Source organism: Larkinella sp. C7, assembly GCF_006149005.1.
In the GTDB taxonomy this organism is placed as follows: domain Bacteria; phylum Bacteroidota; class Bacteroidia; order Cytophagales; family Spirosomataceae; genus Larkinella.
The window spans coordinates 50,545-69,700 of the sequence record NZ_VBSL01000022.1 but is presented as its reverse complement, the minus strand read 5'-3'; the positions used below and the strand labels follow the sequence as shown (position 1 = coordinate 69,700).

Here is a 19,156-nt window from a genome sequence, read left to right as displayed (position 1 = left end):
AAAAATGACCTACCCATTTGTATAAATTCAGATAGAAAATTGATACTTTTGTAGTAGGCTTCGCGGAAAGTCTTCCGAAATTTTATTCTACCAAAACGTTTCAATTTGAAATTTTCGTTTTCTTTACACAAAAAACCAGTTTCAATTTAACCCTACAGTTAGTCTAATGAAAACACAATCTCCAACTCCAGCACCAGCTAAAGCAGCAGCTCCCAAGAAAAAGTCGAGCGGTCTGAACCCGGTGTTTGTCATTCCCATTTTGTTTGCCATCGCTTTGAGCACGTACATGTTTGTATTTGGCGATGCCAGTCACTTTCAAGGTGGAAATAACGAAAACCTACCGATCGACGGCGATTATTTTGGGATCATCTACAAAGGCGGTTCAATTGTACCAATTCTGTTTACCTGTTTCTTAATTGTGCTGGTTTTCTCAATTGAGCGTTTTATTACGATCGGTCGTGCCAATGGTTCCGGTTCAATCGACGAATTTGTTCGGAAAGTGAAGGGTCAGCTCGACCGCAATGAAGTTGAAGCCGCTATCAAAGAATGTGACCGTCAGAAAGGTTCAGTTGGAAACGTCGTTAAAACGGCGCTGGTAAAATACCAGCAACTCAGAACGGACACGGAACTGACCAAAGAGCAAAAACTGGTTGCACTTCAGAAAGAAGTTGAAGAAGCAACAACGCTTGAATTGCCGATGCTGGAGAAAAACCTGACCATCATTGCTACGCTGGCTTCTGTATCGACACTGGTTGCCCTGTTGGGTACGGTATTGGGTATGATCCGCGCCTTTAGCGAATTGGGATCAACGGGTCAGCCGGATACGGCCGCTTTGTCAACGGGTATTTCTGAAGCCCTTGTCAACACGGCGTTGGGTATCGGTACGGCCGCCATAGCGACGATCATGTACAGCTACTTTACGAGCCGCATTGATGAATTGACTTACAATATCGATGAAATCGGTTTGAGCATTCAGCAAAACTTTGCCGCACACAATTAATTGGGGTTCGGTACCGTTTTTACATCACAAAAAACAATAAACTATGCCTATCGTTAAGCCTAAACGGTCGAGACCTCACATGGACATGACGGCGATGTGTGATGTAGCATTCCTTCTTCTGACCTTCTTTATTTTGACGGCTCAGATTCGCGTACAGGAGGCTGCTGAAATCAATCCGCCGACCTCGATTTCCGGTATAAAAGTTCCCGATACGGATATCATGACGATTAGTCTGGACAAAGAGGGGAAAGTGTTCTTTGGTATCGATGGGCAACCCAATCGGATTGCCATGCTCGAAAACATTGGAGAAACCTACGGGATTTCGTTCTCCGATCGGGAAAAGAAAGCGTTCTCTCTGCTGCCAAACTTCGGGATTCCGGTCAACCAATTGAAGTCGTTTTTATCGCTGAAATCAGATCAGCAGGCGCAGGTAAAACAGCCGGGCGTTCCGGTCGATTCAACGGCCAGCCTGCAAACGAACCAGTTGTCGCAATGGGTATTCAATGCCCGGAAAGCGAATAACAAACTGCGTATCGCTGTAAAAGGGGATAACCTGGCAAAATTTCCGAACTTCAAGAACGTGTTAAGTTCCCTGCAATCGCAGAACATTAACAAGTTTAACCTGATTACCGGGACTGAAGCTCCGCCGGCCGGCTGGACAAATGATTAATTATTAACCACAAACTCACGCGATTCATCGCCTTAGATTCGTAACACAATGGCAGATATCGACGCTGGTGGGGGTGGTGGTGGTAAACATAAAGGTGGGAAAGTCCGCAGTAAAAAAGGGTCTACCCGGGTCGATATGACGCCGATGGTTGACTTGGGCTTTCTTCTCATTACGTTTTTCATTCTTGCCTCCACCTTAAGTAAACCGTCTTCGATGACACTAAACGTGCCAGACAAGACCGAGAAAGTTGAAACGGAGCCCATCAAGGCCTCCAAGGTAATGACGATTTTCCTGGGGAAAGAAAACCAGATCCATTACATTTTCGGAAAAGCGGCTAACGAAGACCCGGAATTGAAAACGGTTCAGTTTGGTCCCGAAATTCGGAATGCACTTCAGGAAAACAAGCAAAAAATCGGAGAGAAAGACTTCGTTGTGGTGATTAAGCCAACCGCAGAATCTACCTACAAAAACCTGGTGGACATGCTGGACGAGATGGCCATTACGAAGACAAAACGCTACGCATTGGTAGACCAGTTGACTCCCGATGAGAATAAGCTTATTGCCGACAAAATGAAGTAATGAACGGCTGATGAAGCCAACCCAATAATTATTTAATCGCCATGGCAGAAGTAACGACTAATCCTGCAACACTCGATGACATCGTGTTCGCAGATCGTAACAAGGCGTATGGTGCGTATGCATTACGGAAAGGCTATTCCACAACGGTGTATCGGGCCCTGATTATCGGGTCGGTACTGTTTCTGCTGGCAATGGCTACTCCTTCAATTATTTCTGTTTTGACTCCGAAAGAGGATGAGCAGGCGATGGTTGAAGTGGACCTGATGAAGCTACCACCTCCGCCGATTGACCCCAATGAGCCACCACCACCACCGCCACCACCGGTTGAATTGCCGAAGGTGAACACGGTGAAGTTTCTCCCTCCGGAAGTAAAGCCGGATGAAGAAGTTCCTGAAGAAACTCCTCCGCCAACCGTGGAAGAGTTGAAAGAAGCCGTTGCGGCTGAAAAAACGCAGGAAGGTGACCCCAACGCCGAAGAGGTGATTGTGGCTCCGGAAGAAACCGCCGGTCCAACCAAAGTGGAAGCTGCCGTTGAAGCGGCTCCCAAAGAAGACCAAATCTTTACCGTTGTTGAACAAAACCCGGAATTTCCGGGGGGGATGGCTGCGCTTGGCCAGTTTCTGGGCAAGAACATTCGCTACCCACCCGCAGCCTCCCGGGCTAACATCTCAGGCCGGGTGTTCGTGAGCTTTGTCGTTAACACCGACGGAAGTATTCAGGATGTCACGGTTCTGAAAGGACTCGGTTTTGGTACGGATGAAGAAGCCATGCGCGTTGTGAAGGCCATGCCAAAATGGAGACCCGGTAAACAGTCTGGTCGTCCGGTACGGGTGAAATACAACTTGCCGATCAACTTCCAGTTGGAGTAAGATTGCGAATGAAAGAAAAACCATCTGCCGATCTTTTCAGCCTGACTGTTACGGTGCTGATGGGATTGTTATACCTGGGAGGGGGCATCTACCTGATTGCCTCCTCCCAGTCTTTTGGACTGTTGCCCACCGGGATTTTTCGATATTTGTTGGCAGGCTTGCTAATCATTTATGGGCTGTTTAGAGCATACCGGGGCATACAACGTTGGCTTTAGTCATGAAGAATCTGATTACAATTGGAATAGGGCTTGCATTGACCGGACTGATTTCCTGCTCAAAACCTCCGCCGGATAACCCGAGCCACGGAACGATCAATGTCACGGCTGATGAATCGCTGGAGCCGATGGTAGAGTCCATCTATAAGGCCTATGAAGGCGTTTATCCGGGCGCAAAATTCAACGTCTCATTCAAACCCGAGCAGGAAGCTATAACGACGATGTTGCGGGACAGTGCCCGGCTGGTGTTTTCGACGCGGGAACTGAATGACAACGAGAAGTCCGTTTTTACGAAGGAGAAAATCAAATACAAATCGGAATTTATTGCCACAGACGGTATTGCGTTGATTGTTGGCCGGGAAAATCAGGATAGCCTGATTACGATGCCCGAGTTGAACGCTATTTTTCAGGGAAAGATTACCCGCTGGGAACAACTGAAGACAGGAAGCCAGAAAGGACCCATTGTACTGGTATTCGACAATAACAACTCCAGCAATCTGAACTTTGCCCTAAAGCAGTTTAACGTTTCTGATCTAAGCCGTATCAAAATTTTTACGGTAAAATCAAACAAACAGGTGATTGATTACGTTCGTAAGAATCCAACGGCATTGGGATTTATCGGCGTCAACTGGATTAGCGACGGCGATTCTCCTTTAGCAGCCGAGTTGTCAAAAAATCTGCGGGTAATGGGCGTATCGGAGAAGGCAAATCCGGGCTCAATCGACGATTTTTTCCAACCATTTCAAAAGAATTTAGGTTTAAAGTTATATCCCCTGCGTCGAAACGTATACGTGATCAGCCGCGAAGCACATGCGGGTTTAGGAGGTGGACTGGTCAATTATATTGTTCGGGATGTGGGCAGCTTACTGATCGAAAAAAGTGGTCTTTGGCCTGCCAAACCGTATATTCGGGAGGTATATTTGGAAAAGAAATGAAAAATTTTCTGTTTCTGACGCAATTGTATAATTTTGCATTTTGTTTTTTACTGTAGTAAACTATTTTTTCACCTATTTCTCAACCTGAAATTGGCATGAATTTCCAAAAGAAAGCTCTGTTGACAGTGGTAGCCGCCGGTTTGTTTGGCTCATTGCAAGCGGTTGCCCAAGACGCACAATCGGGAGTGAAGGATCTGGAAGCAGGCCGTTATACCAAGGCTCTCCAAACGTTTCAAAGTTTGGCAACCAGTGCTCCTTCTGCCGAAAACTTTTTCTATCTGGGATATGCTCAGTTGAAATCCGGTAATCCGGACGCGGCCAAACAAGCCTTCGAAAAAGGCGCGGCTGCCGATCCTAAAAACCAACTCAACAATGTGGGATTGGGTGCTGTGGCCCTGGCCAAGAAGGATCGCGCTACGGCGAAAAACCTGATTGATAATGCTCTGAAAGAAACCAAAAATAAGAATATCGATGTATTGCTGCGCGCTGGTGAAGCCTACACGATGTTCAAAGATGCCGGTATGAACGATCCGGCCGAGGCACTCCGGATTCTGGCAATTGCAGACGAGCGGGACAAGAAGAACGAAAACGCTGATATCGAAATGGCGTTAGGCGATGCGTACTCACTCAAGAATGACGGTGGTAATGCGGTTACGAAGTACGAAAACGCCTTGTCGATCCGGCCAAATGATGCGGAAGCCAAATATAAAATCGGGAATACCTTCCTGCGTGGGAAAAATTATGCGGAAGCGCAAAAATTCTACGCCCAGGCGATTGAAGCGGACCCTGAGTTTGCGCCTACGTACGAAGATCTAGCGGAAGCTTTTTTTGGCTCAAGAGCTTACAAAAATGCGTCCAAAAACATGGATCTGTACATTCAGAAGAGCCAAACTACGGATGTGGATAAACTGTTGCGCTCAGCTCAGTTCGACTTCCTGGCGGGTGATAACCTGAAAGCCATTCAAAAACTGGATCAGTTGAAAGGAAAAGTAAACAACCCGGTTATTCAACGGATTTACGGCTGGGCCTATTCAGGCTCAGGCAAGTATAATGAAGCAATCGAGTCGTTGAACACGTTTATCAAAACCGCCCCGGAAAAAGTCATTTATGATGATTACAAGTACCTGGGTCGGGCTTATGGGCAACTGGGAACACCGGAAGGCGATTCACTCTCTCTGGTGAACCTGGAAAAAGCAGCACCGCTGGATACAACGGAAAACCTGTATCGGGAAATCGGAAAAACATTGCAAGGGGCTAAAAAGTATGATGCTGCAGCGCTTGCCTGGCAGAAAGCCATTGCCCTGGATACAGGAAAAGCAACGACCAATGATTACTTCCAATTGGGGATGTCTAACTACCTGCTCGGAAGCCGGGTTGGGAGAGACAGTACCATGATGATGAACGGCGACACCGCTGCCATTCGGGAAGCGAAAGAAAAATATTACGCGGCTGCTGATTCGGCGTTCCTGAAAGTAAATCAGATTACACCTGATTGGTCACCCGGTTATTATTTCCGTGCTTCCGCGAATTATTTCAGTGATACCAAGGGCGCAATGGCCACCGGTGAGCCTGTACCGCTGTATGAAAAATACCTGGAGGTTTCCGATAAGGAAATCGCTGCCGATGCGGCAAAGAAAGAAGCAAACAAACGGTATATGATGACCGCCTATAAGTTTCTGTCATCGTACTACGCTAACAAAAACGATGCCGTTAAATCGAAGGAATATTTGACGAAAGCTGCTGAGCTTGATCCGAACGATAAGGATGTGCAAAATGCACTGAATCCGCCGGCACCGCAACCGGCTGCAAAACCAGCCGCCAAGCCCGCTGCCAAAAAGCCGGTGAAAGCTACGAAATAACCGGTACTGACGGATTATTGACAAAAAGAGGAACCCCTGAAACGGTTCCTCTTTTTGTTCGTAGACACCTATTGATAAATACTTCGGCCGGAAAATGCTGTTTTCCTGCCAACAATTGTAATTTTGTGCATAAACCTGCGTGTATCTTGCTATCACTCTATGCTTAACCTTGTACTATTTGGCCCGCCGGGTGCCGGAAAAGGCACACAAAGTGAAAAATTAATTGCCCAATATCAATTGGTGCATTTGTCAACCGGCGACCTGCTGCGCTCCGAAATACGGGGGGGCACGGAACTGGGCTTGCGAGCCAAGATGCTCATGGACCAGGGAATTCTGGTGCCCGATGAGGTCGTGATCGGTATGATTGAGAATAAGCTAAAAGAAAATCAGTCAGCGGCTGGCTTCATTTTTGATGGATTTCCACGAACAGTTCCCCAGGCGGAAGCGCTCGATGAACTGTTGGCCCAGCACAACACCCAGATCAAGGTCATGGTGGCCCTGGTGGTGGATGAAGACGAACTGACCAAACGGCTGCTGATTCGGGGGCAATCGTCGGGCCGTCCTGACGATCAGAACGAAGCATTGATCCATCGCAGGATTAAAGAGTACAATGATAAAACGGCACCTGTCGCCAGTTACTACGAGTCGCAAGGAAAGTTCAAAGCCATTGGTGGCATTGGGAATATTGAAGAAATATTTCAGGCCATCTGTGCCGAAATTGAAACGGTCACTGCGAATGTTCGCCAGTAAAATACAAGCGATAGGCCTAAAACAGTAGCATGGCTTCATCAAATTTTATAGATTACGTAAAAATAAACATTCGATCCGGTGCAGGTGGTGCGGGTTCCATGCACTTTCGGCGGGAAAAACACGTCGATAAAGGCGGACCTGATGGGGGCGATGGCGGTCGGGGTGGTCACATTATCCTGAAAGGAAGTTCGCAGCTTTGGACCCTGCTGCACCTGAAATATCAGAAACACATCAAGGCAAAACCCGGAAAAGGGGGCGAAGGAGGTCGGCGAACCGGAGCCGAAGGCGAAGACGTCATTATTGAGGTTCCGCTGGGAACCATAGCCCGTCACGCTGAAACCGGCGATCGAATGGCCGAAATTACGGAGGATGGCCAGCAAGTCATTCTCTTACCCGGTGGCCGGGGAGGTATGGGAAACACCCACTTTAAATCTGCAACCAAGCAGGCTCCCGACTATGCACAACCGGGCGAGCCGGGGCTTGAAGAATGGGTTATTCTAGAATTGAAACTGCTCGCTGATGTTGGGCTGGTTGGGTTTCCAAATGCGGGTAAATCAACGTTGCTGTCCGTCCTGTCGGCGGCTAAACCCGAAATTGCGGATTATCCCTTTACAACCCTTGTCCCCCAGTTAGGGGTCGTTGCTTACCGGGATTATAAATCGTTTGTCATGGCCGATGTGCCGGGAATTATTGAAGGTGCATCACAGGGAAAAGGCCTGGGGCTGCGTTTTCTGCGGCACATTGAACGGAACTCAATTCTGCTATTTCTGGTACCAGCAACCAGTGAGGACTGCGGAGCTGAATACGAGACTTTATTGAACGAATTGCGGCAGTATAATCCCGAATTGCTTGATAAACAGCGCCTGTTGGCAATCTCAAAAATAGATTTAATCGAGGAGATAGATTATAAGGCGATTTTGGATCGTTTACCGGCTGATATCCCGGCGGTTTTTGTTTCTTCCGTCCGTCAGCAGGGATTGACTGAACTAAAGGATCTGATTTGGAAAGCGTTGACGCAAACTGAAAACTAAGTGTAACCAACCCGACAAGCGACCATCGCGATTGACACAATCGGACGCTCAGCTATGAATAAAATCCGGATTTTTACAACGTTATTGAACTTCCTTTTCCTCTTGCTTCCTGCGTTGGCTTTGGCGCAGATTCAGATTACGTTTCCGAAATCCAGAATGGTTTTTCAGCGGAATGGCGGTAACGAAGCGAGTCTCTGGATTGGCGGTTATTATTCCCTGCCCTTTACCCGCATTCAGGTTCGGGTCGAACCGATGGATGGCGGCACCCTGGTCGACTGGACCACGATTCAGGAAAACCCGAAAGGGGGCGCTTTCTCCGGTTCAGTAACGGTAAAAGGCGGTTGGTATCGCCTGAAAGTCCGGGGTTTGCAGGGTGAGCAGTACATTGAAGGTGGTGGCGTTGAACGCATTGGCGTCGGGGAGGTATTTGTCGTTGCCGGTCAATCCAACGCGCAGGGCATTGATAATTACGGAGGTCCGGGAGCGAGCAACGACCGGGTGAGTTGTGTCAATTTTGGCTCCAGTATCGATCAGGTTCCGTTTGATCCCAATTTTCCCGATTTTTCGCATCTGGATGCGGGCAACCGCATTTTTCCGCGCGGATATTCCGCCTGGTGCTGGGGACGCCTGGGCGACCGCCTGGTGGCGCGTTTAGGCGTTCCGGTTTTATTCTTCAATGCGGGCTGGGGAGGGTCTTCTTCTAAAAACTGGCGTGAGAGCGCAGACGGTATTCAGACCACAGAAGAATATACCAACACCGAAAAATACCCCGTAGGACAACCGTACGGAAACCTTCGAACAGCCCTGAATTATTACGTTCAGACGCTGGGCGTCCGGGCCATCCTGTGGCACCAGGGTGAAGCAGATAATCAATTCAATCGCTCGTCGGACGACTATGCCGCGAACCTGACGAAAGTTATTCAGCGCAGTCGGGAGCATAGTGGGAAGGATATTTCCTGGCTGGTTTGCCGGGCTTCCTATTCCGATGCCAATGGCAGCGACGGAAGCATTTTGGCCGGACAGGATAAAACGATTCAGAGTGCCGGGAATGTGTTTGCAGGTCCCAATACCGATAATATTCAGATACCGCGCGGGGCGGGTGCGCGTCGTGACGGGGAGGGCGTCCACTTCTTCGACAACGGGTTAATCCAATTTGCTGAAGCCTGGGACGCCAGCATGAATGATAATTTTTTCCAAAATTCCAAACCTCAGTCACCAGCCGCCGGAGTGAGCATTTCGGTAGCGTGTGGAGCGGCTAATACCCTGGCACTGCGGGTGGAAGGGGGATTTAGCTCGATTAACTGGAGTTCAGGCGGAAGTTCCCAAAGTATAACCGTTGGCAGCGGCCAATATATGGCAACCGTCAAAGATGGACTGGGAAATACGCTTTTTTCGGCTCCCTACCAGGTCCCGAACCGCCCCACCATTACAACCAGCGGCCCAACGACGTTCTGCGAAGGGGGCAATCTCACCCTAACGTCCAGTTACGACAACACGGCCTGGAGTAACAACACCACCGGGAAAAATATTACGGTTTCGACTGCGGGGAACTACCGGGCCGTTTACCGGGATGTTGGCAATTGCGAATTTACTTCGGATGAAGTAGCCGTTAAAGTAAATCCGCTACCCGCTGCGCCAACGGCTACAAACCTGGGACAGGCCCGTTTTTGCGACCGGTTGTCCACTACCCTCCAATCGACGGATGCACTGGTGTACAACTGGAGTACCGGTGAGAAAACGAAACAGATCGAAATCCGGAGAGGAGGCAACTATTCCCTGACCGTTACCGACCAAAACGGCTGCACCTCCCGGGAATCGAACCAGATTGCCATTATTGTCGATCCCCTTCCCAGCCGCCCCACGGTATCGGCCGGTGGCCCGACAACATTTTGCGCGGATCAGAACGTAACCCTGACATCGACTGCCGAAGCAGGGTATGTCTGGGAAGGCGTGGCGAACCAGACCGCACGGAGTGTTACCATCAATCTCGCGGGTAATTACCTGGTCAGAACCCGCAATATTTATGGATGTCTCTCGGATCCGTCCAACACGGTTTCGATTCGGGTCAACCCATTGCCTGCACCGCCCACGCTGACCGCCGGCGGCTCCACCACCTTCTGTGATGGCGAGCGCGTGACCCTGACGGCCAGCGGAACGCTTAAAGCCTTCTGGAACGTCGGCGATTCGACCCAGAGCATCGTGGCTACCCAATCCAATACCTACACGGCCCGCGTCCGCGACGCGAATGGTTGCTTCTCTCCACCGTCGGCGGGGCTGATTGTCGATGTAAAACCCGTACCGACAGTCCCGATTCTGAAGCAAATCGGAACCTATACCCTGGAAGCCGCCGGAACCCGGCAGGGTGATTATTACCGGTGGGAGCGAGACAACGCGGTGGTTGAACCCCGGACCGCCATCATCAAGGCCAACCAGACCGGTTCCTACCGCGCCCGGGCTTTTCTGGCCTACGACAATGGGCTGGTGTGTGCATCCGATTTCTCCGCGCCCATTGCCTTTACGCTCATTATCGACAATGATGGATTGAGCATTTACCCGAACCCCAGCCCCACCAAGGAAATTACCATTGAAACACTGGAAGATATTACCAACGCGACGGTTACCTTAGCGACCCTCAGTGGACAGGTAGTATGGCAGGGAACCGTAGCCAGCTTTAACGAACGCAAGACCTGGAATTTGTCAACCGTTCCTTCGGGGCAGTATGTTCTGATGGTCCGTTCTTCCACTTTCAACGTGTCGAAACGCCTGTTGATTGGTTTATAGGAAGTTAATGCAAGAAACCGCCCCGTGAAATGCGTTTCACGGGGCGGTTTTGTTTTCCCGGAAAAAAGCCGAATCTTTGTTAGCAGACAACGGAAAAATAACGCCGTTCTCTTTCGTTTTGCCAGGTTGACTACACAAGAATCCGATAACTGACGATTAAGCGCGACTGCATTGAGAACGATTACTTGTTGACGAATGAAATCCACCGTATTTACCCGAGTGCTCGGCATGGCGGGATTTTTGCTTTTTTGGTACCCTGCCGTTGCCCAACTGAAAATAACCTATCCTTCGAGCCGCGCGGTTTTTCAGCGCGATCAGAGTGATAACAGTACGATTTACGTGGCCGGAACCTACGCCCAGCCGATTACGAAAGTGGAAGCCCGGCTGGTAAAAATGAACGACGGGCAAGGCATCGATACCGAATGGCAAACCCTTCAGACCAATCCGAAGGGCGGTATTTTTCAGGGGCCACTCAAAGGAAGGGGCGGCTGGTACCGACTGGAGGCCCGCGCCTGGCAAGGAAATACGCTGGTGGGGCAGGACAATGTCGTTCGGATCGGGATTGGCGAAGTGTTTATCATCACGGGGCAATCGAATGCCCAGGGCTTTCAGCAGCGGGGAGCCGAAGGCGCCACCGACGACCGGGTCAACTGCATCACCTACGATAATTCGGTCGCCAGTTCCCTCGAAAATCCGCCTTCTCCCAGCTTCCGGCAATTGGGTGCCGACGCCCTCGTGGGTCCACGGGGCCAGAGTGCATGGTGCTGGGGCCAGCTAGGTGATTTGATTTCCCGAAAATACAACGTCCCGGTTTTGTTTATCAATACCGCCTGGGCCGGCACCGCTATCCAGAACTGGATTGAGAGCTTCGACGGCGGGACGACGAAAAACGTGTATGTCGACCAGAATTTTCCCGCCGGAATGCCCTACGGAAATTTATTGATTTCGTTGCGGTATTTCAGTTCGCTCCAGGGCCTTCGGGCGGTTTTGTGGCAGCAGGGCGAGACGGATAATCACCTGCGGCTTCAGCAGGAGCAATACCGGCTTTGGATGCAGTTGCTGATCAATAAAACCAGAGCCGATACCCGGCGCTATCCCTCCTGGATGCTGGCCCGGTCGTCCTACAACCTGGGGCGTGTTGACCCCGGAATCATTGCCGCGCAGAATCAGGTGATTGGTACGTTCAACAACAACGTTTTTGCCGGTCCGGAAACCGACCGCATTCAGATCCCTCGTTTTGATGCCGTCAACAACGACGGTGGGACACACTTCGGTGGCGACGGCCTTCGTCAGTATGCCGAAGCCTGGTTTGCCAGCATGGACGAGCGGTTTTTTACCGGAGCCATCCCCTTGCTGCCGTTGCCGACTCCGGAACTGACCGTGGCCTGTGCCTCAACCAATCAGGGCATTAACCTGAGTTTACAGGCGGAAGTCCGGGACAAGGACAATACGCCATTCAAACTCACCAATGTAACCTGGAGCAACGGGCAGAAAGGAAGTACCCTGGCGGTTACGGCCCCCGGAACGTATTATGCTATTGCGAAGGACGATGGCGGGACCACCTTTATTTCTCCCTCGGTGACCATAGCCGCTCCGCTGGTGCCGGTCGCTCCGACCATCACCCAGTCGGGAACACAGCAGGCCTGCGCCGATTCGACGTTCACGTTTTCAACCGACAGTCCCGTTGCCAACAGCATTGTCTGGAGCACCAATGCCACGACCCGTCAACTGACCGTCGGAACGGCGGGTTCCTACACGGCCCGGGCTGTCAACCTCTATGGCTGTACCTCAGCGGTTTCCGCGCCCGCCAGCCTGATTATTCAGCCGAAGCAGGCCCCGCCCACCGTTGCGCAGCGGGGACCGTTCTCGTTGCAGGCTTTTCCGCCCCCCGGGGTTGCGGTAGCCCAGCGGCAGTATGACTGGAGAACCGGCGGGAACCTGGTTGGCGGGAATTCAGATATTATAAAAGTTACGCAGAACGGAGAATATTCGGCCCGTTCCAAAACTACCTTTACGGTTGGCAACAGTTCGCTGGTGTGTTATTCCCTCTATTCGAACAACGTCAGCTACATCGGTAACGATAATGCCAGTACCGGGATCATCGCTTTTCCCAACCCGTCGACCGACGGGATTGTCCGGCTGGAAATCAAAGAAAATATCACCAATGCGAACGTAACGGTCTCAACCCTAAGCGGTCAGGTGATTTATACCACCCTGGTGCCGGTTTTTGACAACCAACTGACCATCAATCTGTCAACGTATTCGCCAGGGAATTACATCATCCGGGTGAAAGCCGACGGCTACAAGGCCACCCGGCGGGTTTGGATCAAATAACCACCGGAGCCGAAACAAAGCGGGTCTTTCATTCCGGTGGAAGACCCGCTTTGTGTTGATAAATCCGCGCTTATGTGGTAAATTTGAAAGATAATTTCGTGTTTGAAATATCGTTAACTTGCGGTGCTTTCTGCAACCTCGTATGGACACAACCTATTTGCCTTCAGATTACCTGCCGATTTTTATCCAATTGGGATTGGCGCTGGGATTTATTGTTACCACGATGTTTGTCACGCACAACATCGGACCCAAGCGGAACAGCCAAAAAAAAGACGCTGCATTTGAGTGCGGTATCCCCTCCGAAGGCGACGCCCGGACCCCAATCTCTATCAAGTACTTCCTGATTGCCATTCTTTTTGTACTTTTTGATGTGGAAGTCATCTTTATGTATCCCTGGGCCGTCAATTTCAAAAGCCTGGGTATGGCGGGATTCCTGGAAATGATTCTCTTTATGGGATTACTGCTGTCGGGCTTCTATTACATCCTGAAAAAAGGTGTTTTGAAGTGGGAGTAAACTGAAATGCAGTATAAAATGTTAATTTGTTGTTATCAACAAACACTCAACACAGCATGGCAAGTGACATCAAGATAGCCGAAGCCCCCGCCAGTTACGAAGGCCCCGGTTTTCAGGCAACTTCATTTGATAAAATAATTGGTCTGGCCCGCGCGAATTCGCTGTGGCCTTTGCCGTTTGCAACCTCCTGTTGTGGCATCGAGTTTATGTCGACCATGGCATCCCGGTATGATATTGCCCGGTTCGGAGCCGAGCGCCCGAGTTTTTCGCCCCGTCAGGCCGACGTCTTGCTGGTGGCTGGAACGATTGCCAAGAAAATGGCCCCGGTTCTGAAGCAGGTGTATCTGCAAATGGCCGAGCCCCGCTGGGTCATCGCCATTGGTGCTTGTGCGTCGAGTGGCGGTATTTTTGACACCTACAGCGTTTTGCAGGGCATCGACCGCATCATTCCGGTTGATGTGTACGTGCCGGGCTGTCCACCGCGCCCGGAACAAATTCTGGACGGGTTGATGCAAGTACAGCAGTTATCGATCAACGAATCCCTGCGCCGGCGAAATTCACCGGAGTATCAACACCTGCTGGAATCGTATAATATTCAATGATCGAATGGTTAATAATGGCTGGATGGTTGAATGGTTACTCATTATTCAGATAACCATTCAACAATCCAACCATTGTCCACCATTGAACCAACGACAACTTGATCTTTTTTCATGACTAACGAAGAAGTTGCTAAAGACCTGATCCGCCAGTTTGGAGAAGACGTTTACGATTTTGATGATCCGTACGGCATGCTCACGTTGTCGACCACGCGGGAACAGATCATTCCCATGCTCCAGTATCTGAACACCCATCCGATTTATCAGATCAGTTTTCTGACAACTTTGTGCGGTATTCATTACCCGGACGATCCGAACCCGGAGCGCGAGTTTTGTGTCGTCTATCAACTTCACAGCCTGGTCAATAACTTCCGGATTCGCATCAAGGTCTTTCTGGCCGAAGCCGATCTGCACATTCCGACGGCCACGACGGTTTATCTGACTGCCAACTGGATGGAACGTGAAACCTACGATTTCTTCGGCGTCATTTTCGATGGTCATCCGAAACTGACCCGGATTCTGAACATGGAAGATATGGATTACTTTCCGATGCGGAAACAGTATCCGCTCGAAGATCCGACGCGGGAAGACAAGATTGATGCACTTTTTGGAAGATAAGGGTTGAATGACTCAATAAGGTTGAATGGTTAAAAATGATTCAAATAGCCATCTAACCATCTAGCATTCAATTAATTCAAAGTTTCATGAGCACTGTACTTGATATATCGAATAAAAACGCACCGGGCAACAATTTGCCGGCTAAACCCGAAGAATCGGTTCAGTACGTTAACGAGTTAACGACTCTGAACCTCGGTCCGACGCACCCGGCCACACACGGTATTTTCCAGAACATCCTGCAAATGGATGGCGAAAAAATCGTGTCGGGCGAGCAGACCATTGGCTACATTCACCGGGCGTTCGAAAAAATTGCCGAACGGCGGCCTTTCTACCAGATTACCACACTGACCGACCGGATGAACTACTGTTCGTCACCGATCAACAATTTTGGCTGGCACATGACGGTCGAAAAGTTGCTGGGCGTCACGGTGCCGAAGCGGGCGGAATACATTCGCGTGATTATGATGGAACTGGCCCGGATTGCCGATCACCTGATCTGTAACGGGATTCTGGGCGTGGATACGGGCGCCTTTACCGGTTTTCTGTACCTGTTCGAGGAACGCGAAAATATCTACGAAATCTACGAAGAAGTCTGCGGAGCGCGTCTGACCACCAATATGGGACGGATTGGCGGGATGGAACGCGATCTGTCATCGGAAGCCATTCGTAAAATCCGGGCGTTTATCAAGCGGTTTCCGCCGATCATGCGCGAGTTCGAGAAGCTGTTCAACCGCAACCGGATTTTCATGGACCGCATCATCGACGTGGGTGGGATTACGGCCGAACGTGCGCTGAACTACGGTTTTACCGGCCCCAACCTGCGGGCTGCCGGTGTCGACTACGACGTTCGGGTCATGAATCCGTATTCGTCATACCAGGATTTTGAATTTGATATTCCGGTTGGCAAGAGTGGCGACACCTACGACCGGTTTATGGTGCGAAACGAAGAAATCTGGCAGAGTCTGCGGATTGTGGAGCAGGCGCTTGAAAACCTGCCCGAAGGGCCGTATTTCGCCGATGCGCCGGAGTATTACCTGCCGCCGAAGAAGGAAGTATACCGGAACATGGAAGCCCTCATCTATCACTTTAAAATTGTGATGGGTGAAATCGATGCGCCGGTGGGCGAAGTCTACCATTCGGTTGAGGGCGGCAACGGTGAACTCGGTTTTTACCTGATCAGCGACGGCGGTCGGGCACCCTATCGCTTGCATTTCCGCCGGCCGTCGTTCATTTATTACCAGGCCTATCCGGAGATGTGTGTGGGAACGACCCTGTCGGATGCGATTGTCATTATGAGTAGCCTGAACGTGATTGCGGGCGAATTGGATTCGTGATAAATTTGAACCTGCTCCATTAACGTGGCAGGAAGTTTTTGAAGATGAATACCTGCTGTAAACCGATATGACGGAAACGCAAAACACCGTAGAATTTACCCCTGAGCGGCTGAAAATAGCGCAGGAAATGATTGACCGTTACCCGGCTGAACGCCAGAAATCGGCCTTGCTACCGCTCTTGCACCTGGCGCAGGAACAGTGGGGCTGGCTGAGTCCGGAAGTGATGGATTACGTCGGCCGGATGTTGTCCATTCAGGCGATCGAAGTGTATGAAGTCGCTACGTTCTACACCATGTTCCACCTGGATCCGGTGGGGAAACACGTCATCGAATACTGCCGGACGGGGCCTTGCTGCCTGATGGGCGGGGAAGAAATCTACGATTATCTGAAACAGAAGCTCGGTATTCAGGCGGGCGAGACCACCGCCGATCAGAAATTTACCCTGAAAGAAGTCGAATGTCTGGCAGCCTGTGGGATGGGACCGGTTTTTCAGATCCGGGAGCAATACTACATGAACCTGACGCGGGATAAAGTCGATGAAATCATTGCCGAATTGAGCCGGTAAAATACCAGTACACACATCAACCTCAAATTCAACGAAGAACGATTACGCATGGAAAGCAAATTGAAAGACAAGCTTCGTCGGTTGTACCGGATGGTTAAGTTCCGGATGAAAAATTCACCGCTTGATTTTGAGGAAGATACCCTGCCCTGGATTGACCGCTCCAATGCCGACATCGATGCTTTTGTCAAGAAATTTAAAACTCCGAAAGACTTTCCCTACGATTTAGCCAAACTGCTGCGCGACTGGCGAGATAACGGCTACGTCATTCTGGAAAAGGCCATACCGCCCCAGTGGCTCGACAATCTGTGGCAGGAAGTAGAAGAAGTGGTTGAAAACAACGAAAAGTATTCCGTCAAATCGTTGGTGTACCAGTTCAATGACGGCAAGGAAACGCCTGTTAAAGAGGTTCCCAAAGAAAAACTGAGAGGCATCGGATCCCGCTTGCTGGAATATCACAACAGCTCGATTGGGGCCAAAAAAGTGATGACGCATCCGCACCTGGCTACGTTTCTGGATGCGGTTTTCAATGAAAAGACGACGGTTTTTCAGAGCCTGATCTTTAAATACGGCAGTCAGCAGGGCACGCACCAGGATTATCCCTGGGTGCGCTCGAAGATTGCCAGCCACCTGGCGGCCGCCTGGATTCCACTCGAAGACGTCAGTCCCGACTCGGGTCCGCTGGTGTATTATCCCGGATCGCACCGCCTGCCGAAATTCGATTTTGGCACCGGAATCCTGTTTAGTGAACAGGACTCCTTTTATACGCCCGACGAATTTACGAATTACCTCAATAAGACGTGTGCGAAAAATGGCATTAAAGGCACCATCTTGCTCTTGAAAAAAGGGGATGTGCTGCTCTGGCACGGTGCGCTGGCACATGGCGGGAGCCGAATCAATAATCCCGCATTGACGCGGAAATCGTTCGTTTGTCATTATTCGACCCTGCGTTCGTATCCGAAACACCGCTTTGAAGCAGGGGAGAAATCCATCGCCCAACTTCACAACGGCATTACGATTTATGCAAACCCAACCAATCTGGCCGAAGAAGATGTGATGACGGCCGGAAAAGAATGGAACTAAATATCTGGAGAGTCACGGTTCGATTTTAATCTGTTTTTGAGATAAAGCTATGGGCAAAAAGATTCTGCTCGAACATATTAACGTTCCCGGCATCGAAACCTACGATGTATACCGGAAACAGGGCGGCTACACGGCGGTTGAGAAAGCCATCAAAACCATGAGCCCGGAGGGTGTTGTGGAAGAAGTGAAGAAAGCCGGCGTTCGCGGTCGGGGTGGTGCGGGTTTCCCGATGGGAATGAAGTGGAGCTTTCTGGCCAAGCCGGAAGGCGTACCCCGCTACCTGGTGTGCAACGCCGATGAATCGGAGCCGGGTACGTTCAAGGACCATTACCTGATGAAGAATATTCCTCACCTGCTCATCGAGGGCATGATCGTTTCCAGCTATGCTCTGGGCGCGAACAAGTCGTTCATTTATGTGCGGGGTGAGTTGATGTACGTGATTCGCATTCTCGAAAAAGCCATCGCCGAAGCAAAAGCGGCCGGTTTTCTGGGCAAAAATATTCTGGGTTCGGGTTATGATCTGGAACTGGTCGTTCATCCGGGCGGAGGAGCCTATATTTGTGGGGAAGAAACCGCCCTGCTGGAGTCGCTGGAAGGCAAACGGGGTAACCCGCGCAACAAACCGCCCTTTCCGGCCGTCAAAGGACTGTATCAGTGTCCGACGGTGGTCAACAACGTCGAATCCATTGCGACGGCATCCTGGATTATCAACAATGGCGGGGATGCTTACGCTGCCATCGGCATTGGCCGCAGCTCCGGAACCAAACTGATCTCGGCTTCCGGCCACATCAAAAAACCGGGGGTTTACGAAATCGAACTGGGCGTTCCGGTCGAAGAGTTTCTCTATTCCGACGAATGGTGTGGCGGCATTCGCGACGGCCATCATTTGAAAGCACTCGTGGCCGGTGGTTCGTCGGTACCGATTCTGCCCGCCAACCTGATTACCAAACTGGCCAATGGCGAACCGCGTCTGATGACCTACGAATCGCTGTCGGACGGCGGTTTTCAGACGGGTACGATGTTGGGCTCGGGCGGTTTTATCGTGTTTGACGAAACGGCCTGTATCGTTCGCAATACGTGGAATTTCTCCCGGTTCTACCACCACGAGTCCTGTGGGCAGTGTAGCCCGTGCCGCGAAGGAACCGGCTGGATGGAAAAAGTATTGCACCGGATCGAACACGGCCACGGCAGCATGCACGACATCGATCTGCTGGTTGATGTAGCCAAAAAAATTGAAGGAAATACCATTTGTCCCCTGGGCGATGCAGCCGCCTGGCCGGTAGCGAGTGCCATCCGCCATTTCCGCGACGAGTTCGAGTGGCACATCACGCATCCTGCCGAAGCCACGCAACCGGGCGCAGTGTTCAAGGGCGAAATGGCGCTGGTATAGTGAATAAACAGGTTTAATGATAAGGCTTTAAGG

At 50.7% G+C, this 19,156-nt stretch carries 17 protein-coding genes; all 17 read left to right on the top strand.

Features of this window, described 5'->3' with window-relative positions; genetic code table 11:
• The first annotated feature begins 166 nt into the window (after nucleotides 1-166).
• Nucleotides 167-1,000, top strand: coding sequence for a MotA/TolQ/ExbB proton channel family protein (locus FH871_RS29565; RefSeq protein ID WP_138994957.1), 834 nt, complete (start codon nucleotides 167-169; stop codon nucleotides 998-1,000).
• 43 nt (nucleotides 1,001-1,043) lie between these two features.
• Nucleotides 1,044-1,670: a biopolymer transporter ExbD gene (locus tag FH871_RS29560; RefSeq protein ID WP_138994956.1), complete on the top strand. Its 627-nt coding sequence runs from the start codon at nucleotides 1,044-1,046 to the stop codon at nucleotides 1,668-1,670.
• A gap of 48 nt (nucleotides 1,671-1,718) precedes the next feature.
• Nucleotides 1,719-2,249, top strand: coding sequence for a biopolymer transporter ExbD (locus FH871_RS29555; protein WP_114404320.1), 531 nt, complete (start codon nucleotides 1,719-1,721; stop codon nucleotides 2,247-2,249).
• A 41-nt stretch (nucleotides 2,250-2,290) separates the two neighbouring features.
• On the top strand, nucleotides 2,291-3,118 hold the full coding sequence (locus tag FH871_RS29550; protein WP_138994955.1) for an energy transducer TonB: 828 nt from the start codon (nucleotides 2,291-2,293) through the stop codon (nucleotides 3,116-3,118).
• Between the two features lie 217 nt (nucleotides 3,119-3,335).
• Nucleotides 3,336-4,268: a PstS family phosphate ABC transporter substrate-binding protein gene (locus tag FH871_RS29540; protein ID WP_138994953.1), complete on the top strand. Its 933-nt coding sequence runs from the start codon at nucleotides 3,336-3,338 to the stop codon at nucleotides 4,266-4,268.
• Nucleotides 4,269-4,363: 95 nt separating this feature from the next.
• A complete protein-coding gene (locus FH871_RS29535) occupies nucleotides 4,364-6,127 on the top strand; it encodes a tetratricopeptide repeat protein (RefSeq protein WP_138994952.1) in 1,764 nt (587 codons plus the stop codon).
• Between the two features lie 159 nt (nucleotides 6,128-6,286).
• Entirely contained in the window at nucleotides 6,287-6,877 is a 591-nt protein-coding gene (locus FH871_RS29530) for an adenylate kinase (protein ID WP_114404316.1), read from the top strand.
• Between the two features lie 29 nt (nucleotides 6,878-6,906).
• Entirely contained in the window at nucleotides 6,907-7,908 is a 1,002-nt protein-coding gene (gene obgE / locus FH871_RS29525; RefSeq protein WP_138994951.1) for a GTPase ObgE, read from the top strand.
• A gap of 102 nt (nucleotides 7,909-8,010) precedes the next feature.
• Nucleotides 8,011-10,689, top strand: coding sequence for a sialate O-acetylesterase (locus FH871_RS29520; RefSeq protein WP_171062991.1), 2,679 nt, complete (start codon nucleotides 8,011-8,013; stop codon nucleotides 10,687-10,689).
• A 195-nt stretch (nucleotides 10,690-10,884) separates the two neighbouring features.
• Nucleotides 10,885-13,023, top strand: coding sequence for a sialate O-acetylesterase (locus FH871_RS29515; protein WP_138994949.1), 2,139 nt, complete (start codon nucleotides 10,885-10,887; stop codon nucleotides 13,021-13,023).
• 142 nt (nucleotides 13,024-13,165) lie between these two features.
• Nucleotides 13,166-13,537: an NADH-quinone oxidoreductase subunit A gene (locus tag FH871_RS29510; protein ID WP_114404312.1), complete on the top strand. Its 372-nt coding sequence runs from the start codon at nucleotides 13,166-13,168 to the stop codon at nucleotides 13,535-13,537.
• A gap of 56 nt (nucleotides 13,538-13,593) precedes the next feature.
• On the top strand, nucleotides 13,594-14,139 hold the full coding sequence (locus FH871_RS29505; protein WP_114404311.1) for an NADH-quinone oxidoreductase subunit B: 546 nt from the start codon (nucleotides 13,594-13,596) through the stop codon (nucleotides 14,137-14,139).
• Nucleotides 14,140-14,250: 111 nt separating this feature from the next.
• Nucleotides 14,251-14,754, top strand: coding sequence for an NADH-quinone oxidoreductase subunit C (locus FH871_RS29500; RefSeq protein WP_138994948.1), 504 nt, complete (start codon nucleotides 14,251-14,253; stop codon nucleotides 14,752-14,754).
• A gap of 86 nt (nucleotides 14,755-14,840) precedes the next feature.
• Entirely contained in the window at nucleotides 14,841-16,088 is a 1,248-nt protein-coding gene (gene nuoD / locus FH871_RS29495) for an NADH dehydrogenase (quinone) subunit D (protein WP_229317704.1), read from the top strand.
• A gap of 67 nt (nucleotides 16,089-16,155) precedes the next feature.
• Nucleotides 16,156-16,653 carry an NAD(P)H-dependent oxidoreductase subunit E gene (gene nuoE / locus FH871_RS29490; RefSeq protein ID WP_138994947.1) on the top strand — a complete coding sequence of 166 codons (498 nt, stop codon included), beginning with the start codon at nucleotides 16,156-16,158 and terminating at the stop codon, nucleotides 16,651-16,653.
• A gap of 48 nt (nucleotides 16,654-16,701) precedes the next feature.
• Entirely contained in the window at nucleotides 16,702-17,733 is a 1,032-nt protein-coding gene (locus FH871_RS29485; RefSeq protein WP_138994946.1) for a phytanoyl-CoA dioxygenase family protein, read from the top strand.
• Nucleotides 17,734-17,782: 49 nt separating this feature from the next.
• Entirely contained in the window at nucleotides 17,783-19,123 is a 1,341-nt protein-coding gene (nuoF, locus tag FH871_RS29480) for an NADH-quinone oxidoreductase subunit NuoF (protein WP_138994945.1), read from the top strand.
• Nucleotides 19,124-19,156 lie beyond the last annotated feature (33 nt).